18 protein-coding genes are annotated in these 16803 nt (G+C 64.6%); 15 read left to right on the top strand and 3 right to left on the bottom strand.

Features of this window, described 5'->3' with window-relative positions:
• Positions 1-4: 4 nt before the first annotated feature.
• From nuoG to XI04_RS22070, 13 genes are all read left to right on the top strand, one after another.
• Positions 5-2080: an NADH-quinone oxidoreductase subunit NuoG gene (gene nuoG / locus XI04_RS22010; protein ID WP_271608991.1), complete on the top strand. Its 2076-nt coding sequence runs from the start codon at positions 5-7 to the stop codon at positions 2078-2080.
• Positions 2081-2090: 10 nt separating this feature from the next.
• A complete protein-coding gene (nuoH, locus tag XI04_RS22015) occupies positions 2091-3158 on the top strand; it encodes an NADH-quinone oxidoreductase subunit NuoH (protein ID WP_038948735.1) in 1068 nt (355 codons plus the stop codon).
• An 8-nt stretch (positions 3159-3166) separates the two neighbouring features.
• Positions 3167-3661 carry an NADH-quinone oxidoreductase subunit NuoI gene (nuoI, locus tag XI04_RS22020; RefSeq protein WP_191093171.1) on the top strand — a complete coding sequence of 165 codons (495 nt, stop codon included), beginning with the start codon at positions 3167-3169 and terminating at the stop codon, positions 3659-3661.
• Between the two features lie 9 nt (positions 3662-3670).
• Positions 3671-4309 (top strand): NADH-quinone oxidoreductase subunit J, encoded by a 639-nt coding sequence (locus XI04_RS22025; RefSeq protein ID WP_018320150.1) that lies wholly within the window; start codon positions 3671-3673, stop codon positions 4307-4309.
• Positions 4306-4614: an NADH-quinone oxidoreductase subunit NuoK gene (gene nuoK / locus XI04_RS22030; protein WP_008547737.1), complete on the top strand. Its 309-nt coding sequence runs from the start codon at positions 4306-4308 to the stop codon at positions 4612-4614. The genes XI04_RS22025 and nuoK overlap by 4 nt, the downstream gene beginning before the upstream one ends.
• A gap of 8 nt (positions 4615-4622) precedes the next feature.
• Positions 4623-6701, top strand: a complete 2079-nt coding sequence (gene nuoL, locus XI04_RS22035; protein ID WP_095425441.1) for an NADH-quinone oxidoreductase subunit L — start codon at positions 4623-4625, stop codon at positions 6699-6701.
• Complete coding sequence (locus tag XI04_RS22040) at positions 6702-8210, top strand: NADH-quinone oxidoreductase subunit M (RefSeq protein WP_038948733.1); 1509 nt, start codon at positions 6702-6704, stop codon at positions 8208-8210.
• Positions 8211-8232: 22 nt separating this feature from the next.
• Positions 8233-9669 carry an NADH-quinone oxidoreductase subunit NuoN gene (nuoN, locus tag XI04_RS22045; protein ID WP_028141465.1) on the top strand — a complete coding sequence of 479 codons (1437 nt, stop codon included), beginning with the start codon at positions 8233-8235 and terminating at the stop codon, positions 9667-9669.
• Position 9670: 1 nt separating this feature from the next.
• Positions 9671-10477 carry a biotin--[acetyl-CoA-carboxylase] ligase gene (locus XI04_RS22050; RefSeq protein WP_271608990.1) on the top strand — a complete coding sequence of 269 codons (807 nt, stop codon included), beginning with the start codon at positions 9671-9673 and terminating at the stop codon, positions 10475-10477.
• Complete coding sequence (locus XI04_RS22055; RefSeq protein WP_212428612.1) at positions 10477-12147, top strand: ribonuclease J; 1671 nt, start codon at positions 10477-10479, stop codon at positions 12145-12147. The genes XI04_RS22050 and XI04_RS22055 overlap by 1 nt, the downstream gene beginning before the upstream one ends.
• A gap of 67 nt (positions 12148-12214) precedes the next feature.
• A complete protein-coding gene (gene mce, locus XI04_RS22060; protein WP_028141468.1) occupies positions 12215-12619 on the top strand; it encodes a methylmalonyl-CoA epimerase in 405 nt (134 codons plus the stop codon).
• Positions 12620-12628: 9 nt separating this feature from the next.
• Positions 12629-12904: a DUF1467 family protein gene (locus XI04_RS22065; protein WP_028141469.1), complete on the top strand. Its 276-nt coding sequence runs from the start codon at positions 12629-12631 to the stop codon at positions 12902-12904.
• Positions 12905-12952: 48 nt separating this feature from the next.
• Positions 12953-13300: a hypothetical protein gene (locus tag XI04_RS22070; RefSeq protein WP_028141470.1), complete on the top strand. Its 348-nt coding sequence runs from the start codon at positions 12953-12955 to the stop codon at positions 13298-13300.
• Positions 13301-13390: 90 nt separating this feature from the next.
• On the opposite strand, the gene XI04_RS22075 is transcribed toward XI04_RS22070, so the two are convergent.
• Both XI04_RS22075 and XI04_RS22080 read right to left on the bottom strand, forming a co-directional pair.
• Positions 13391-13654 carry a GlsB/YeaQ/YmgE family stress response membrane protein gene (locus XI04_RS22075; RefSeq protein WP_028141471.1) on the bottom strand — a complete coding sequence of 88 codons (264 nt, stop codon included), beginning with the start codon at positions 13652-13654 and terminating at the stop codon, positions 13391-13393.
• 32 nt (positions 13655-13686) lie between these two features.
• Positions 13687-14136 (bottom strand): YidB family protein, encoded by a 450-nt coding sequence (locus XI04_RS22080; protein ID WP_028141472.1) that lies wholly within the window; start codon positions 14134-14136, stop codon positions 13687-13689.
• Here XI04_RS22080 and XI04_RS22085 point away from each other — a divergent pair.
• Together XI04_RS22085 and mtnK are read left to right on the top strand one after the other, a co-directional pair.
• On the top strand, positions 14114-14416 hold the full coding sequence (locus XI04_RS22085; protein WP_162130971.1) for a hypothetical protein: 303 nt from the start codon (positions 14114-14116) through the stop codon (positions 14414-14416). The two genes, XI04_RS22080 and XI04_RS22085, sit on opposite strands and share 23 nt — an antisense overlap.
• Positions 14413-15702, top strand: coding sequence for an S-methyl-5-thioribose kinase (mtnK, locus tag XI04_RS22090; RefSeq protein ID WP_028141474.1), 1290 nt, complete (start codon positions 14413-14415; stop codon positions 15700-15702). The genes XI04_RS22085 and mtnK overlap by 4 nt, the downstream gene beginning before the upstream one ends.
• A gap of 163 nt (positions 15703-15865) precedes the next feature.
• Here mtnK and XI04_RS22095 read toward each other — a convergent pair whose 3' ends face one another.
• A complete protein-coding gene (locus XI04_RS22095; RefSeq protein WP_028141475.1) occupies positions 15866-16750 on the bottom strand; it encodes a hypothetical protein in 885 nt (294 codons plus the stop codon).
• Positions 16751-16803 lie beyond the last annotated feature (53 nt).

A 16803-nucleotide genomic window follows, 5' to 3' on the forward strand; every position in this document is an offset into this window, starting at 1 on the left:
AAGAATGACCAAGCTCATCATCGACGGCAAAGAGATCGATGTGCCCGCCGAGTACACGCTGCTTCAGGCGTGCGAGGCGGCCGGCGCCGAGATTCCGCGCTTCTGCTATCACGAGCGGCTGTCGATCGCCGGCAATTGCCGGATGTGCCTCGTCGAAGTGAAGGGCGGCCCCAAGCCGGTCGCAAGCTGCGCCTGGGGTGTGCGCGACTGCCGTCCGGGCCCCAAGGGCGAGCCGCCGGAGATCTCGACGCGTTCGCCGATGGTGAAGAAGGCGCGCGAAGGCGTGATGGAATTCCTTCTGATCAACCATCCGCTGGATTGCCCGATCTGCGACCAGGGCGGCGAGTGCGACCTGCAGGACCAGGCGATGGGCTATGGTGTCGACACCAGCCGCTTCGCCGAGAACAAGCGCGCGGTCGAGGACAAATATCTCGGCGCGCTGGTCAAGACCTCGATGAACCGCTGCATCCAGTGCACGCGCTGCGTCCGCTTCTCGGCGGAAGTCGCCGGCGCGCCCGAGATGGGCGCCACGGGCCGTGGCGAGGACATGGAGATCACGACCTATCTTGAGCACGCGCTGACCTCCGAATTGCAGGGCAATCTCGTCGACATCTGCCCGGTCGGCGCCCTGACCTCGAAGCCCTACGCCTTCGCGGCGCGCCCGTGGGAGCTCGGCAAGACCCAGTCGATCGACGTGATGGACGGCGTCGGCTCGGCAATCCGCGTCGACACCCGCGGTCGTGAGGTGATGCGCGTGCTGCCGCGCATCAACGAGGCCGTGAATGAGGAGTGGATCTCCGACAAGACCCGCCACGTCGTCGACGGCCTGCGCACCCAGCGCCTGGACCGGCCCTATATCCGTGAAGCCGGCAAGCTGCGCGCGGCGAGCTGGACCGAAGCCTTCGCCGCGATCGCCGCCAAGGCGGCGCGCACCGACGGCAAGCGCATCGGCGCGATCGCGGGCGATCTCGCCGGCGTCGAGGAGATGTTCGCGCTGAAGGATCTGCTCGCCAAGTTCGGCTCGACCAATATGGCGGTGCAGGGCGGCGACGCCTTCGACCCCGCGCTCGGCCGCAGCTCCTACATCTTCAACCCGACGCTGGTGGGGGTGGAGCAGGCGGATGCGCTGCTCATCATCGGCGCGAACCCGCGGAAAGAGGCGGCCGTGTTCAACGCCCGCATCCGCAAGCGCTGGCGTGCCGGCGGCTTCAAGGTCGGCTTGATCGGGGCCAAGGTCGATCTGACCTACGACTACGATCACCTCGGCGCGGGCACCGAGACGCTCGGTGATCTCGCGGCCGGCAAGCATTCCTTCATGGACGTGCTGAAGAACGCCAAGCACCCGATCATCCTGGTCGGCGCGGGCGCGGCTTCGCGTCACGACGGCGCCGCCATTCTCGCCAGCGCCGCCAAGCTCGCGCTCGACGTCGGTGCGGTCAAGGACGGCTGGAACGGCTTTGGCGTGCTGCACGAGAGCGCCTCGCGCGTTGGTGCGCTCGATATCGGCTTCTCCGCGACCGGCGGCGGCCTGAACGCCGCGCAGATGACGACGTTCGGCACGCTCGACTTGCTGTTCCTGCTCGGCGCCGACGAGATCAACGCGCCTGACGGTACCTTCGTCGTTTATATCGGCACCCATGGCGACCGCGGCGCGCATCGCGCCGACGTGATCCTGCCGGCGGCCGCCTACACCGAGAAGTCCGCGATCTACGTCAACACCGAAGGCCGCGTTCAGATGACGGGCCGCGCCGCGTTCCCGCCGGGTGAAGCCCGCGAGGACTGGGCGATCGTCCGGGCGCTGTCGGAAGCGCTCGGCAAGAAGCTCGGCTATGACTCGCTTTCGGCGCTGCGCCAGGCGATCTTCAAGGCCGTGCCGCACCTGATCCGTCTTGACCAGATCGAGGCCGGCTCGGCCGACCAGATCAAGAAGCTGGCGGGGAAGGGCGGTTCGCCCGAGAAGGCACCGTTCAAGCCGCTGGTCGAGGACTTCTATTTGACCAACCCAATCGCGCGTGCGTCCGCCGTGATGGCGGAATGCTCGCGCCTCGCCTCCGGGCACATGCTGACCGCAGCGGAGTGAGCGTGATCTGATGGAATTCTTCGAAAGCGCATTCTGGACCGGGTTCCTCTGGCCGCTGATCATCATGGTCGCGGAGAGCGTCTTGGTGCTCGTCGTCCTCCTGGTCGCGATCGCCTACATCCTGCTCGCCGACCGCAAGATCTGGGCGGCGGTGCAGATCCGGCGCGGCCCGAACGTGGTCGGCCCCTGGGGCCTGCTGCAATCCTTCGCCGACTTGCTGAAGTTCGTGCTGAAGGAGCCGATCATCCCGGCCGGCGCCAACAAGGGCGTCTTCCTGCTGGCGCCGCTGGTCTCATGCGTGCTCGCGCTCGCCGCCTGGGCGGTGATCCCGACCAATCTCGGCTGGGTGATCTCCGACATCAATGTCGGCATCCTCTTCATCTTCGCGATCTCGTCGCTGTCGATCTACGGCATCATCATGGCCGGCTGGTCGTCGAACTCGAAGTACCCGTTCCTGGCCGCGCTGCGCTCGGCGGCGCAGATGGTGTCTTATGAAGTCTCGATCGGCTTCGTCATCATCACGGTGCTGCTCTGCGCCGGCACGCTGAACCTTTCGGCCGTTGTCGAGGCCCAGCATGTCCGCGGCCTTGCCAGCCTGATCGGGCTGCCGCAGCTCACCATCCTGAACTGGTACGTCTGGCCGCTGTTCCCGATGTTCGTGATCTTCTACGTTTCGGCGCTGGCGGAAACCAACCGCCCGCCGTTCGACCTCGTGGAAGCCGAATCCGAGCTGGTCGCCGGCTTCATGGTCGAGTACGGCTCGACCCCGTATCTGCTGTTCATGCTCGGCGAGTACGTCGCGATCGTCACGATGTGCGCGATGGCGACGATCCTGTTCCTCGGAGGCTGGCTGCCGCCGGTCGACCTGCCGCCCTTCAACTGGGTGCCGGGGATCATCTGGTTCTCGCTCAAAGTCTTCTTCATGTTCTTCCTGTTCGCGATGGCAAAGGCGATCGTGCCGCGCTACCGCTACGACCAACTGATGCGCCTCGGCTGGAAGGTGTTCCTGCCGCTGTCGCTGGCGATGGTGGTCGTGGTGGCCGGCGTGCTGCATTTCGCCGGCATCGCGCCGAAGTGAGGGCCGTCATGGGTATCAACGTCAACGCCACTGCACGCTCGCTTCTGCTGTCGGAATTCGTCTCGGCGTTCTTCCTCGCCATGCGCTATTTCTTCCAGCCGAAGCCGACCCTGAACTATCCGTTCGAGAAGGGCCCGATCTCGCCGCGCTTCCGCGGCGAGCATGCGCTGCGCCGCTATCCGAACGGCGAAGAGCGTTGCATCGCCTGCAAGCTCTGCGAGGCGGTTTGCCCGGCGCAGGCCATCACCATCGAGGCCGGCCCGCGTCGCAACGACGGCACCCGCCGCACCGTGCGCTACGACATCGACATGGTGAAGTGCATCTACTGCGGCCTCTGCCAGGAGGCCTGTCCGGTCGACGCCATCGTCGAAGGTCCGAACTTCGAGTTCGCGACCGAGACCCGCGAGGAACTGTTCTATGACAAGGCCAAGCTGCTCGCCAACGGCGACCGCTGGGAACGCGAGATCGCGAAAGCGATCGAGCTCGACGCGCCGTACCGGTGAGGTGAGGGCATGATCCTTCCCGCGCTGTTCTTCTATCTCTTTGCCGGCGTCTGTGTCGCCTCGGCCGTGATGGTGATTGTCTCGCGCAATCCCGTGCACTCCGTGCTGTACCTGATCCTGGCCTTCGTCAACGCCTCCGGCCTGTTCGTGCTGATGGGTGCCGAGTTCCTGGCGATGATCCTGATCGTCGTCTATGTCGGCGCGGTCGCGGTGCTGTTCCTGTTCGTGATCATGATGCTCGACGTGGACTTCACCGAGCTGCGCGAGGGCTTCATCGAGTACCTGCCGGTCGGCCTCGTGATCGGCGGCATCTTCCTGTTCGAGCTGCTGCTCACCGTCGGCTTCTGGGTCATCAATCCCGGCGTCGCCAAGACGATCACGGCGGCGATCCCGGCCAACGTCTCCAATACCGAGGCGCTCGGGCTCGTGCTCTATACGAAGTACATCCACTACTTCCAGCTCTCGGGCATGGTGCTGCTGGTCGCCATGATCGGCGCCATCGTGCTGACGCTGCGGCACAAGGCGAGCGTGAAGCGGCAGGACATCAACGTTCAGAACGCGCGCACGCCCGACATGGCGATGGCGATGCGCAAGGTGGCGCCGGGGCAGGGGCTCCAGGACTCTGACGCGGCGGAGTGGGTGAAATGACGATCGGGCTCGGACACTATCTGGCGGTCGGCGCGATCCTGTTCACGCTCGGCATCCTCGGCATCTTCCTGAACCGCAAGAACATCATCGTCATCCTGATGTCGATCGAGCTGATCCTGCTCTCGGTCAACATCAACCTCGTCGCGTTCTCGACCTTCCTCGGCGACATCGTCGGCCAGGTCTTCGCGCTTCTGGTGCTGACGGTCGCTGCCGCTGAAGCCGCGATCGGTCTCGCCATCCTGGTGGTCTATTTCCGCAACCGCGGCTCGATCGCGGTTGAGGACGTCAATCTGATGAAGGGCTGAGCTCAGTCATGGTTCAGGCAATCGTATTCCTGCCTCTGCTGGGCGCCATTCTGGCCGGGCTCATCGCCCTGGCCGGCGCGCATGCCCGCAACCCCTCGGGTGACGAGGTCGAGCATCACGGCGATCACGGTCATGGCGATGCCCATGCCGCGGCCGCCCATGACGACCATGGCCACGACGATCACGCCCATGACGACCACGGCCACGGCCCGGTCGAGCCGCCGGCGGCGGGCTCGCGCGGCGCCGAGCTGATCACGACGGGTCTGCTGTTCGTGTCGGCGGCGCTGTCCTGGATGACGCTCGTCGACGTCGGCTTCATGCACCATGACGCCCGCATCCAGCTGCTGCCTTTCATCTTTTCCGGCGACCTCCAGGTCTGGTGGACGCTACGCGTCGACACGCTCACCGCCGTGATGCTGGTGGTGGTGACGACCGTGTCCTCGCTCGTGCACCTCTATTCCATCGGCTACATGGACGAGGACCCGAACCGGCCCCGCTTCTTCGGCTATCTCAGCCTGTTCACCTTCGCCATGCTGATGCTGGTGACGGCGGACAACCTCGTGCAGCTGTTCTTCGGCTGGGAAGGCGTGGGTCTGGCGAGCTATCTGCTGATCGGCTTCTGGTACCAGAAGCCGTCGGCGAATGCGGCCGCCATCAAGGCCTTCGTGGTCAACCGCGTCGGCGACTTCGGTTTTGCGCTCGGCATCTTCGCGATCTTCATGCTGACCAGCTCGACCGATTTCGAGACCATCTTCCATGCCGCGCCCGGCCTGACCGGCAAGACCATCAACTTCCTCGGCTGGCACGCCGATGCGCTGACTCTGACCTGCCTGTTGCTGTTCATGGGCGCGATGGGCAAGTCGGCGCAGTTCCTGCTGCACACCTGGTTGCCGGACGCGATGGAAGGCCCGACGCCTGTGTCGGCGCTGATCCACGCCGCGACCATGGTCACCGCGGGCGTCTTCATGGTAGCGCGCCTGTCGCCGCTGTTCGAGCTCGCCCCGAACGCGCAGGCCGTCGTGATGTTCTTCGGCGCGACCACCGCGTTCTTTGCCGCGACCATCGGCCTCGTCCAGAACGACATCAAGCGCATCGTCGCCTATTCGACCTGTTCGCAGCTCGGATACATGTTCGTGGCGATGGGAGCAGGGGCCTATTCGGTCGGCATGTTCCATCTGTTCACGCACGCCTTCTTCAAGGCGTTGCTGTTCCTGGGCTCCGGCTCGGTGATCTACGCGATGCACCACGAGCAGGACATCCGCAACATGGGCGGCCTCTGGCGCAAGATCCCCTACACCTATGCGGTGATGGTGGTCGGCACGCTGGCGCTCACCGGATTCCCGCTCACCGCCGGCTACTTCTCCAAGGACGCAATCATCGAGTCCGCCTACGCCTCGCACAATCCGTTTGCGATGTACGGTTTCCTGATGACGGTCGTCGCCGCCGGCCTGACCTCGTTCTACTCCTGGCGCCTGATCTTCAAGACCTTCCACGGCGAGCCGCATGACGAGCATCACTACGAGGCCGCACATGAGGCCCCGCTCTGGATCCTGATCCCGATCGGCGTGCTCGCGGTCGGCTCGATCATCGCCGGCTTCCCGTTCAAGGAGCTGTTCGCAGGTCACGGCATCGAGGAGTTCTTCCGCGAGTCCGTGAAGATGAACCCGCACATCATCGAGGAGATGCACCACATCCCCGAGACCATCGCCGTCCTGCCGACGGTGATGATGGTGCTGGGCTTCCTCGTCTCGTACCTGTTCTACATCCGCCGGCCGTACATCCCTGTGCAGCTCGCTAAAGAGCAGCCGATGCTGTACCAGTTCCTGCTCAACAAATGGTACTTCGACGAGCTCTACGACATCATCTTCGTCCGTCCGGCGAAGTGGATCGGCTATCAGCTCTGGAAGAAGGGCGACGGCTTCATCATCGACGGCCTCGGTCCCGACGGCGTCTCGGCCCGCGTCCTGGACGTCACCCGCAACGTCGTGAAGATCCAGACCGGCTATCTCTATCACTACGCATTCGCCATGCTGATCGGCGCCGCCGGCCTGATCACCTGGTTCATGTTCGGCTTTGGAGGCCAGTAAATGACAACCTGGCCCATCCTATCGGTCACGACGTTCCTGCCGCTGGTCGGCGCGCTGATCGTCTATCTCAGCCGCGGCGATGACGAGGCGGCCAAGCGCAACTCGCGCTGGATCGCGCTCTGGACCACGCTGATCACCTTCGCGGTGTCGGTGATCCTGGTCATGCGGTTCGACCCGACCAATCCCGACTTCCAGTTCGTCGAGAAGGCGAACTGGCTCGCGACCGGCATCACCTACCACATGGGCGTCGACGGAATCTCGCTGCCGCTGGTGATCCTGACCACCGCCGTGATGCCGTTCTGCATCATCGCGAGCTGGAAGGCGATCACCAACCGCGTCCGCGAATACATGATGGCGTTCCTGATCCTGGAAACGCTGATGATCGGCACCTTCTCGGCGCTCGATCTCGTGCTGTTCTACCTGTTCTTCGAAGGCGGCCTGATCCCGATGTTCCTGATCATCGGCGTCTGGGGCGGTCCGCGCCGGGTCTACGCGTCGTTCAAGTTCTTCCTCTACACGCTGCTCGGCTCGGTCCTGATGCTGCTCGCCATCATGGCGCTGTACTGGAATGGCGGCACCACCGACATTCCGACCCTGATGCACACCGCCGTGCCGCGCTCGCTGCAGACCTGGGCCTGGCTCGCCTTCTTCGCTTCCTTCGCGGTGAAGATGCCGATGTGGCCCGTGCATACCTGGCTTCCCGACGCGCACGTCGAGGCGCCAACGGCCGGCTCCGTGGTCCTGGCCGCGATCCTGCTGAAGATGGGCGGCTACGGCTTCCTGCGCTTCTCGCTGCCGATGTTCCCGCTGGCCTCGCACGACTTCGCGCCGCTGATCTTCACGCTCTCGGCCATCGCCATCATCTACACCTCGCTGGTGGCCTTGATGCAGGAGGACATGAAGAAGCTGATCGCGTACTCCTCGGTCGCGCATATGGGCTTCGTCACCATGGGCATCTTCGCCGGCACCATGCAGGGCGTCGCCGGCGGCGTGTTCCAGATGATTTCGCACGGCATCGTCTCCGGCGCGCTGTTCCTCTGCGTCGGCGTCGTCTACGACCGCCTGCACACCCGCGAGATCGCGGCCTATGGCGGCCTCGTCAACCGGATGCCGCTCTACGCGCTGACCTTCATGGTCTTCACCATGGCCAATGTCGGTCTGCCCGGCACCAGCGGCTTCGTCGGCGAGTTCATGACGCTGCTCGGCACCTTCAAGGTCTCGATCCCGACCGCGTTCTTCGCCAGTTTCGGCGTGATCCTGTCGGCGGCCTACGCGCTGTGGCTCTACCGCAAGGTCGTGTTCGGCGCGCTGGTCAAGCCGTCGCTGGCGAGCATGAAGGATCTGACCCTGCGTGAATGCGTGATCCTGTTCCCGATGATCGCGCTGACGATCCTGTTCGGCGTCTATCCGAAGCCGGTGCTCGACATGTCGGCCGCCTCGGTCCAGCAACTCGTCAACAACTACAACACCGCTGTGACGGCCGTGAAGGCCGCCGCACTGCTCCAGTGATCGGGCAGGTCAGGATATCGCCATGAGCTTTGAGACTGCAGGTTATCAACTGGCGCCGGTGCTGCCCGAGATCGTGCTCGCGATCGGCGCCATGGCTCTGCTGATGCTGGGAGCCTATCGCGGGCAGGGGACGACCGGTGCGGTCACCTCGCTGGCGGTCGTGCTTCTGGTCGTGGTCGGCGTGCTCGAATACATGCTGCCTGCGGGCAAGCAGGTGACCTTCGGCGGCAGCTTCATCGTCGACGACTTCGCCCGCTTCATGAAGATCCTGGCCCTGATCGGCTCGGCGGTGACGCTGGTGCTGTCGACCGAGTTCCTGTCCGACCCGTCGCGTCGGATCTTCGAATACGCCATCCTCGTGCTGCTCTCGACGCTCGGCATGATGGTGCTGATCTCGGCCGGCGACCTGATCTCGCTCTATCTCGGCCTCGAATTGATGTCGCTGGCGCTCTATGTCGTGGCGGCCTCGAACCGGGACAACGCCAAGTCGACCGAAGCCGGCCTGAAGTATTTCGTGCTCGGCGCACTGTCCTCGGGCATGCTGCTGTACGGCGCCTCGCTGATCTACGGCTTCACCGGCACGGTCAGCTTCACTGGTATCGCGGCGGCCGCGACGGTCTCGAATGTCGGCCTCGTCTTCGGTCTGGTCTTCCTGCTCGTCGGCCTCTGCTTCAAGGTTTCGGCCGTGCCGTTCCACATGTGGACCCCTGATGTCTACGAGGGCGCGCCGACCCCGGTCACCGCCTTCTTCGCGTCGGCGCCGAAGGTCGCCGCGCTCGCCGTGTTCACCCGCGTCACGCTCACCGCTTTCCCGGGTATCGTCTCGCAGTGGCAGCAGATCCTGGTGTTCGTGGCGATCGCCTCGATGGCGCTGGGCTCCTTCGCCGCGATCGGCCAGAGCAACATCAAGCGCCTGATGGCCTATTCCTCGATCGGTCACATGGGCTTCGCGCTGGTCGGCCTTGCCTCCGGCACGGTCGAGGGCGCGCAGGGCGTCCTGATGTACATCGTGATATATGTCGCGATGACGCTGGGCTCGTTCTCGATCATCCTTGCCATGCGCCGCAACGGCCAGGCGGTCGAGCAGATCAGCGATTTCGCCGGCCTGTCGCGCACCAATCCGCTGCTCGCCTTCATGTTCGCGATGCTGCTGTTCTCGCTCGCGGGCATTCCGCCGCTCGCGGGCTTCTTCGCCAAATGGTACGTGTTCGTCGCCGCCATCAAGGCGAATTTGTTCACGCTCGCCGTCGTCGGCGTGCTGACCAGCGTGGTCGGCGCCTACTACTATCTCGCCATCGTCAAGACGATGTATTTCGACGAGCCGGCCGGCCAGGTCGATCCGGTGCGCGTCGAGGTGAAGACGGTGCTGGCGGTGTTTGGCCTGTTCAACATCCTGTTCGCGCTGTTCGCAGGTCCCGTGGTGAGCGTCGCCTCCGCCGCGGCAAAGTCGCTGTTCTAGGATGGGGTTCGCGCTCGGTCCTCGCGCATCATCCGCGGGCTACAGGCTCGCGGCCTTCGAACGGACCGGCTCGACCAATACCGAGGCGATCGAGCAAGCCAGGCGCGGCGAGCGCGGCCCGATGTGGTTCGTCACGTCGGAGCAGACCGCCGGCCGCGGCCGCCGTCAGCGCGCCTGGATCGCGCCGCGCGGCAATCTCGCCGCCAGCATCCTCGAAGTCATGGACGTGGCTCCCGCCGTCGCCGCCACCCTCGGCTTCGCCGCGGGCCTCGCCGAGGAGGCCGCGCTGGAGAAGGTCAGCCTCGAGGCCGCAATCCGCCTCGGCCCTGATCGTCCGCGCTACGCCCTGAAATGGCCGAACGACGTTTTGGCCGGTGGCAAGAAGCTGGTCGGCATTGGCCTCGAAGCCGAAGCCATCGACGACCGCCTTGCCGTCGTCGTCGGCATCGGCACCAATGTCGTCGCAGCGCCCGAGGGCATGCCGACGCCTGCGGTGTCGCTGGCCGCGCTCGGGGTGCAGATCAGTGCGGAGGAACTGTTCTCGGCGCTCTCCGACGCCTGGGTCGAGTTCCGCGGCATCTGGGACAATGGAAGAGGCTTTGCCGCGATCCGCAAGCTGTGGCTGGAGCGCGCCGCGGGGCTCGGCGAGCGGGTCGCAATCCACACGGGAGCGATGACGCTGGAAGGCATTTTTGACACGATCGACGACACCGGCTGCCTGATCGTCCGCACTGCGGAGGGCCGCCGCGTGCCGGTGGCCGCGGGCGAGGTGTTCTTCGGTTCGGCCGCGTCCGTAGGAGCTGCGTGATGGCGAAGCCCGAAGAACTGGTGTTTGCGCCGCTGGGCGGCGTCGGCGAGATCGGCATGAACCTGTCGATCTATGGGCTCGGCAGCCGCCAGCAGCGCGCCTGGATGGCGGTCGATCTCGGCGTCTCCTTCGGCGACGAAGAGCACCTGCCGGGCATCGACCTGATCATGCCCGACATCAGCTTCCTGGAGAAGGAGCGCAAGAACCTGATGGGCCTGGTGCTGACCCATGCTCATGAGGACCATTTCGGCGCGATCATCGACCTCTGGCCGAAGCTGAAATGCCCGATCTACGCGACGCAGTTCAGTGCGGCCCTGTTCGAGGCCAAATGCGCTGCCGAGCGCAACGCGCCGAAGATCCCCGTGACGGTGGTGCCGTCCGGCGGCCGCGTCGACGTCGGCCCGTTCAACGTCGAGTTCATTCCCGTCGCCCACTCCATTCCTGAAGCGCATGCGCTGGCGATCCACACCGAAGCCGGCACGGTGCTGCACACCGGCGACTGGAAGATCGATCCGACCCCGACCCTGGGGAGCCCGACCGACGAGAAGCGTCTGCGCGAACTCGGCGAGGAGGGCGTGCTCGCTCTGATCGGCGATTCCACCAATGCGGTGCGCGACGGCCGCTCGCCGTCCGAGGCCGAGGTCGCCCGCACCATCATCGATCTGGTGAAGGCCGCAAAGGGCCGCGTCGCGGTGACGACCTTCGCTTCCAACGTCGCGCGCATCAAGGCCGTCGCTGCCGCTGCCAAGGCCGCCGACCGCGAGGTTGTCGTGGTCGGCCGCGCCATGGAGCGCGTGGTGCAGGTCGCGCGCGAATGCGGCTATCTCGACGGCGTGCAGAATTTCCGCTCACCCGAAGTCTACGGCCATCTGCCGCAGGACAAGGTGCTGGCGCTGTGCACCGGCAGCCAGGGCGAGCCGCGCGCGGCGCTGGCGCGCATCGCCAATGACGACCATCCCGAGATCACGCTGAACCGCGGCGATAGCGTCATCTTCTCCTCGCGCACGATCCCGGGCAACGAGAAGGCGGTCGGCTCGATCATCAACAATCTGGTGCTGCAGGGCGTCGAGATCATCACCGATCGCGACCATCTCGTCCACGTCTCCGGCCATCCCCGCCGCGACGAATTGCGCGACATGATTGGCTGGGTGAAGCCGCGGCTCCTGATCCCCGTCCACGGCGAGGCGCTGCATCTGAACGAGCACGCCAAGCTGGCGCGCGCCGCCGGCGTGCCGCGCGTGCTGGTGGTCCGCAACGGCGACCTGATCAAGCTCGGCCCGGGCGATCCCGGCATCATTGGCGAAGTGCCTTCCGGCCGCCTCTACAAGGACGGCACGATCCTGGAGGATTCCAAGTCCCGCGCCGTGGTCGAGCGGCGGCGCATGGCGTTTTCCGGCTGTGCCTTCGTCGCCATCGCCATGACCGAGCAGGGCGAGCTGGCCGACGATCCCGAGGTCGATCTGGTCGGCATCCCCGATAAGAACAGGGCAGGCGAGCCCTTCGACGACCTCGTCTTCGATGCCGTGGTCTCCACCATCGAGGGCCTGCCGAAGGCGCGCCGCCGCGACCCCGACGCATTGGGCGAGTCTGTGCGACGTGCTGTCCGGGCCGTGATCAACGAACATTGGGGCAAAAAGCCCCCCTGTCTGGTACACGTACTGACAGTATAATTTGGGCATGATCTTCTCGGAAAACCGCTTCACATTTTTCCGGATCTTGCCTTAGGGGAGAAGACACATGCTGGGCCGGCTCAACCATGTCGCGATCGCGACCAAGGACGCCGTCAAGGCCGCCAGGATCTATGGCGCCGCGTTCGGCGCCGAGATTTCGGAGGCTGTCGCGCTGCCAGAGCACGGCGTGACCACCGTGTTCGCGACGCTCCCCAACACCAAGATCGAATTCATCGAGCCGCTCGGCGAGACCTCGCCGATCGCAAAATTCCTCGAGCGCAATGCCGACGGCGGCATCCACCATGTCTGCTACGAGGTCGTCGACATCGTCGCCTCGCGCGACACGCTGGTGAAGGAGGGCGCGCGGGTGCTCGGCGACGGCGTGCCGAAGATCGGCGCCCATGGCAAGCCGGTGCTGTTCCTGCACCCGAAGGATTTTTCCGGCGCGCTGGTCGAGATCGAGCAGGCATAGGGCCGAACCATGGCCATCCAGATCTCAACCGCGATCGCAATCTACTTCGTCATCTGGTGGGTCGCGCTGTTCCTGACGCTGCCGTTCGGCGTGCGCAGCCAGCACGAGGATGGCGTCGGTGCGCCCGGCACCGACCCCGGTGCGCCGATCCTGACGCGGATGGGCCGCAAGCTGATCTGGACCACCATCATCTCGGCGATCATCTACGGCCTCGGCCTCGCGGCCTATCACGCCGGCTATCTCTCGATCGAGCGCCTGTCGAAATTGATGGGAATGCCTTTCTAGACGTTCTTGCTAGACGTTTTTGCCGACGACATTGTTTGGGGGGAACGAATGACTTTTCAGAGGATCGTCATTGCACTTCTGGTGCTGATCGTCGCCGGCATCGGCGCCATCGGCTATTTCGAATGGCGGATGGCCGCGCAGGTGCGCACCCTGAAGGCGTTCGTCGAGGGCTATGTCTTCAACGAAGCCGTGATGGCCTGCGAGCAGGCCAAGAGCTCGACGCCGTTCAAATGGAACGGGGGCAAGAGCACCTCGGTGATCGGCCTGAACTCGGCCAAGCTGGACAAATACACGGTCAGCGCCAGCTACACGCTGGTGGCGGACAGCGTCTACTGTGATTACGATCCGATCAAAAGAAAAGCCGAGATCGGCTCCAGCTTTTTGGAGCGGGAGTAACGATCCGGCGCTGGCAGGCATGAGCGCGCCGCCGCCTGCTCGATGCGGCGCGAGTTCGCGCACGCCCGATCGGCCGCTTACGCAGTCGGGCTAGATCGCTCGGCGTTGTCGGCCGGCGATGAGCCCGTAGACGAACAGCACGATGATCGCGCCGACGACTGCACCGATCAGTCCCGCACCTTCTTCGGCACGATACCAGCCGAGCGCCTGCCCGAGATAAGTCGCAACGAAGGCGCCGACGATCCCGAGGATGGTCGTCAGGATGAAGCCGGACGGCTCGTTGTCGCCAGGCATGATGAACTTGGCGATCACGCCGGCGACGAAGCCGATGATGATTGTCCAGAGAACACCCATTTCCACACCTCTTCCAGGTTAAGCGGCAACAGCTATGCCTCAGGCAGACGTCCATCCGGCGTGTATTTGTCGACCGCCGAGGGCAATTCCCGGGATAGCCTTGTGAGGATCTCGTCTTGCGAGAGCCCCGTCTGCTGTTCGAGCTTCTCCAGAACGTCGGAGCCGATCGCATTCCTCAGCTCAGGCGACGAAATCTCCTTGTTGGGTCCGGGCTTCACCCATGAATCGGCGACTTCACCCTGGCCGTTCTGGTTGAACCGCTCCAGGAGCTCGCCAATACCGCCATTGAGCAGGCCCCCGATCCCGCCCGCGCCGAGCATGCCGCCCAGATTGCCGAGCACTCCCCCGGGCGGCTGCTGACTGCCCGCGGACGAGCCGCCGGTCGCACCTTTCAGCAGCTCAGCCAACTTGTCGCGGTTCTGATAGCCAGCCATAGCCAGCATCGCCAGAAGGGCAGTCATGGAGGGCATCCCGCGGTTCATTGGCAACTCCTTTAAAATCTCAGAAACGCAAAACTGTCTCAGCCCGCTTGTGTTCCAAAAATCGGCAAATCGTGGGCTCGCGACCGCGCGGCCCGGCCTGGTCGCCCGACACGGAGAACTTTGCCTGCAACTGCTCCTGGCGTGCGCCGGCGACACTCATGTGGCGGACCGCCTTGATTGCGATTACGATCCGATCAAAAGAATGGCCGGGATCGCCCAAGCTTCCCAGGAGCGGGAATTGCGATCAGGCCATGCCAAGCATGGGGTGGGATCGTCATGACCGGGGACCGGGCAGGGGACTATCGAATTCTGCATGAAGCGGCGCTGCGGGATTATCTGGCAGGCCTCCCTGATATCGCCGCACTCCTGGGCGGCGAGCCGGCCTCATGGGAGATCACCGAGGTCGGCGACGGCAATCTCAATCTCGTCTTCATCATGAAGGGCGCGCGCGGCGGCGTCGCCGTCAAGCAGGCGCTGCCTTATGTCCGCCTCGTCGGCGAGAGCTGGCCGCTGCCGCTGTCGCGGGCCCATTACGAATATCTGGCTCTGTCCCGGCAAGCCCAGCTCGCGCCCGGCCTCGTGCCGGCTTTGCTGCATCACAACGAGGCCCTGGCGCTGACGGTGATGGAGCTGCTCGAACCCCACATCATCATGCGCAAGGGGCTGGTTGCGGGAACGCAATATCCAGGCTTCGTCGGTGACATCACCACCTTCATGGCGCGAACGCTGTTCTTCACCTCCGACCTCACGCTGTCCGCGGCCGAGAAGAAGCAGGGCATCGCCGCGTTCGCCGGCAACCATGCGCTCTGCAAGATCACCGAGGATCTGATCTTCACCGATCCCTACCGCATCGCCGAACAGAACCGCTGGACTGCGCCGTATCTCGATGCCCTCGCTACAAGCCTGCGTGATGACATGGAGCTGCATGTCGCGATCTCCCGGCTGAAGCTGAAGTTCATGGCAGGCCCCGAGGCGCTGCTCCACGGCGACCTCCACACCGGCTCGATCATGGTGACGGACAACCAGACGCGGGTAATCGATCCCGAATTTGCGTTCTATGGTCCGATGGGGTTCGACGTCGGCGCCGTGATCGCCAACCTCGTGATGGCTTATTTTGCCTCCGCCGGCCACGAGCGCTCACCGGGCGAGCGGGCTGCGTTCGAGGCCTGGGTGCTGGAGACGGTCGAACAGGTCTGGAACGAGTTTGCACGAAAGTTCCTCGACCTCTGGCGGGCGAATGGCACCGGTGATGCCTATCCGGTCTCACTCTTTGCCGGCGCGCAGGGCGCTGCGCGCCTGGAGGCCGAGCGGCAGGTCTACATGCAGCGTCTGTTCGCCGACACCGCCGGCTTCGCGGCCGCAAAGACCATCCGCCGCATCTTCGGCCTTGCCCACAACATCGATTTCGAGCTGATCGAGGACCCGAAGAAGCGCGCCGTCAGCGAAGCCCGCGCGGTGCGGCTCGCACGGGCGATGATGGTGGAGACGGGGACGTTTCGGACGATCGCCGACGTTACGAGTGCTGCGCGAAAACTGCGGGATTGGCAGCCGGAGCTAGCGGGTTGAAGACGTCGCGAAGGATGGACCCGCATACTCCGTCATTGCGAGGAGTCGCGACAAAATTGCGTAGCAATTTTGCGCTAATGCGACGAAGCAATCCAGACTGCCACCGAGATTCTGGATTGCTTCGCTTCGCTCGCAATGACGGGGAGGGAGCGCAGGCTGGCCCTCAATACAGCCGCATCGGCAGCGGGACGCCCTCGGGTCCGACCAGCAGCCCCCAGGTCTCGTTGACGGCGACCTCGAACGCACGCGTCTGGGCCGCGCTGCCTTTGAGCTTGAGGGTGATCTTGTACTTGCCCGGCGGCAGATCGATCTTCTGGCCATCAGGCAATTTGTCCGCGGCGGCGTCGGAGTCCATCAGGTTCTCTCCGGCGTGAGCCGCCAGTCTGATGGTTCGCTCATTGACCGTGATGTCGGCCGCTTCATCGGTCTTGTTGCCGAGCAACAACATCACTTGTCCCGGCGCCGGCCGGATTTTGGCCGTGGCGGCCAACGGCTTGCGCAGCGCAAGGTCGGCGATCGTTGTGTTGTCCTGACGGACGAGCCGGAGCAGCGCCGGCCCGTCCGACGTCGTGAAGGCGACAACGGCCCTGTCTGGCTCGACGACGGCACCGTCGTTCTCGGTCCAGCCGCGTTTTTCGAGTGCAGCGCGATAGAAGCCGAGCACGGCCTCGAGACCGAGCGGCGTCTCGACGTGAGCCGACCTCATGAAGGGCGAATTCTTCGCGGTCATCAGGGCCCAACGGTCGACCAGCGGCAGGCCCATGTCGTCGGACATTTTGGCCTCGAATGTCCGGCCCGTGGCTTGTGTCAGAAGCCCGATAGTGCCGCAGAGCAGGCGCTCGCCAAGATAGTCCGGGGCGCAACGGTCCCTTGTCGCCCACCATGTATCGTCGACAAATCCGCTTGACCGCTTGGTGTGGGACCAATTGATTTGAATGTTTTTCGTCGCGCCGTCGCGGGCAGGGTCCAGCGTGACGGGGATCGCCATCGCCGCTGTCGCGGCGACCAGACTGCCGGCGAGCAGAATACCTAGCGTTCGGCGGGTCATTTTTTGCGCGATCCCTTGGGCTCAGATAACGATCCTGAGCTTGGTCGCGTCGA

The sequence above is a fragment of the Bradyrhizobium sp. CCBAU 11430 genome (assembly GCF_028128855.1).
Taxonomy (GTDB): domain Bacteria; phylum Pseudomonadota; class Alphaproteobacteria; order Rhizobiales; family Xanthobacteraceae; genus Bradyrhizobium; species Bradyrhizobium ottawaense.

Bases quoted from the DNA above. Each gene is read 5' to 3' on its own strand.
- nuoI (WP_191093171.1), top strand. From the start codon at position 3,167: ATGGGTATCAACGTCAACGCCACTGCACGCTCGCTTCTGCTGTCGGAA.
- XI04_RS22055 (WP_212428612.1), top strand. From the start codon at position 10,477: ATGGCGAAGCCCGAAGAACTGGTGTTTGCGCCGCTGGGCGGCGTCGGC.
- XI04_RS22080 (WP_028141472.1), bottom strand. From the start codon at position 14,136: ATGAACCGCGGGATGCCCTCCATGACTGCCCTTCTGGCGATGCTGGCT.
- nuoG (WP_271608991.1), top strand. From the start codon at position 5: ATGACCAAGCTCATCATCGACGGCAAAGAGATCGATGTGCCCGCCGAG.
- XI04_RS22050 (WP_271608990.1), top strand. From the start codon at position 9,671: ATGGGGTTCGCGCTCGGTCCTCGCGCATCATCCGCGGGCTACAGGCTC.
- XI04_RS22075 (WP_028141471.1), bottom strand. From the start codon at position 13,654: ATGGGTGTTCTCTGGACAATCATCATCGGCTTCGTCGCCGGCGTGATC.
- XI04_RS22085 (WP_162130971.1), top strand. From the start codon at position 14,114: ATGGAGGGCATCCCGCGGTTCATTGGCAACTCCTTTAAAATCTCAGAA.
- mtnK (WP_028141474.1), top strand. From the start codon at position 14,413: ATGACCGGGGACCGGGCAGGGGACTATCGAATTCTGCATGAAGCGGCG.
- XI04_RS22070 (WP_028141470.1), top strand. From the start codon at position 12,953: ATGACTTTTCAGAGGATCGTCATTGCACTTCTGGTGCTGATCGTCGCC.
- nuoH (WP_038948735.1), top strand. From the start codon at position 2,091: ATGGAATTCTTCGAAAGCGCATTCTGGACCGGGTTCCTCTGGCCGCTG.
- XI04_RS22095 (WP_028141475.1), bottom strand. From the start codon at position 16,750: ATGACCCGCCGAACGCTAGGTATTCTGCTCGCCGGCAGTCTGGTCGCC.
- XI04_RS22025 (WP_018320150.1), top strand. From the start codon at position 3,671: ATGATCCTTCCCGCGCTGTTCTTCTATCTCTTTGCCGGCGTCTGTGTC.
- nuoK (WP_008547737.1), top strand. From the start codon at position 4,306: ATGACGATCGGGCTCGGACACTATCTGGCGGTCGGCGCGATCCTGTTC.
- XI04_RS22040 (WP_038948733.1), top strand. From the start codon at position 6,702: ATGACAACCTGGCCCATCCTATCGGTCACGACGTTCCTGCCGCTGGTC.
- XI04_RS22065 (WP_028141469.1), top strand. From the start codon at position 12,629: ATGGCCATCCAGATCTCAACCGCGATCGCAATCTACTTCGTCATCTGG.
- mce (WP_028141468.1), top strand. From the start codon at position 12,215: ATGCTGGGCCGGCTCAACCATGTCGCGATCGCGACCAAGGACGCCGTC.
- nuoL (WP_095425441.1), top strand. From the start codon at position 4,623: ATGGTTCAGGCAATCGTATTCCTGCCTCTGCTGGGCGCCATTCTGGCC.
- nuoN (WP_028141465.1), top strand. From the start codon at position 8,233: ATGAGCTTTGAGACTGCAGGTTATCAACTGGCGCCGGTGCTGCCCGAG.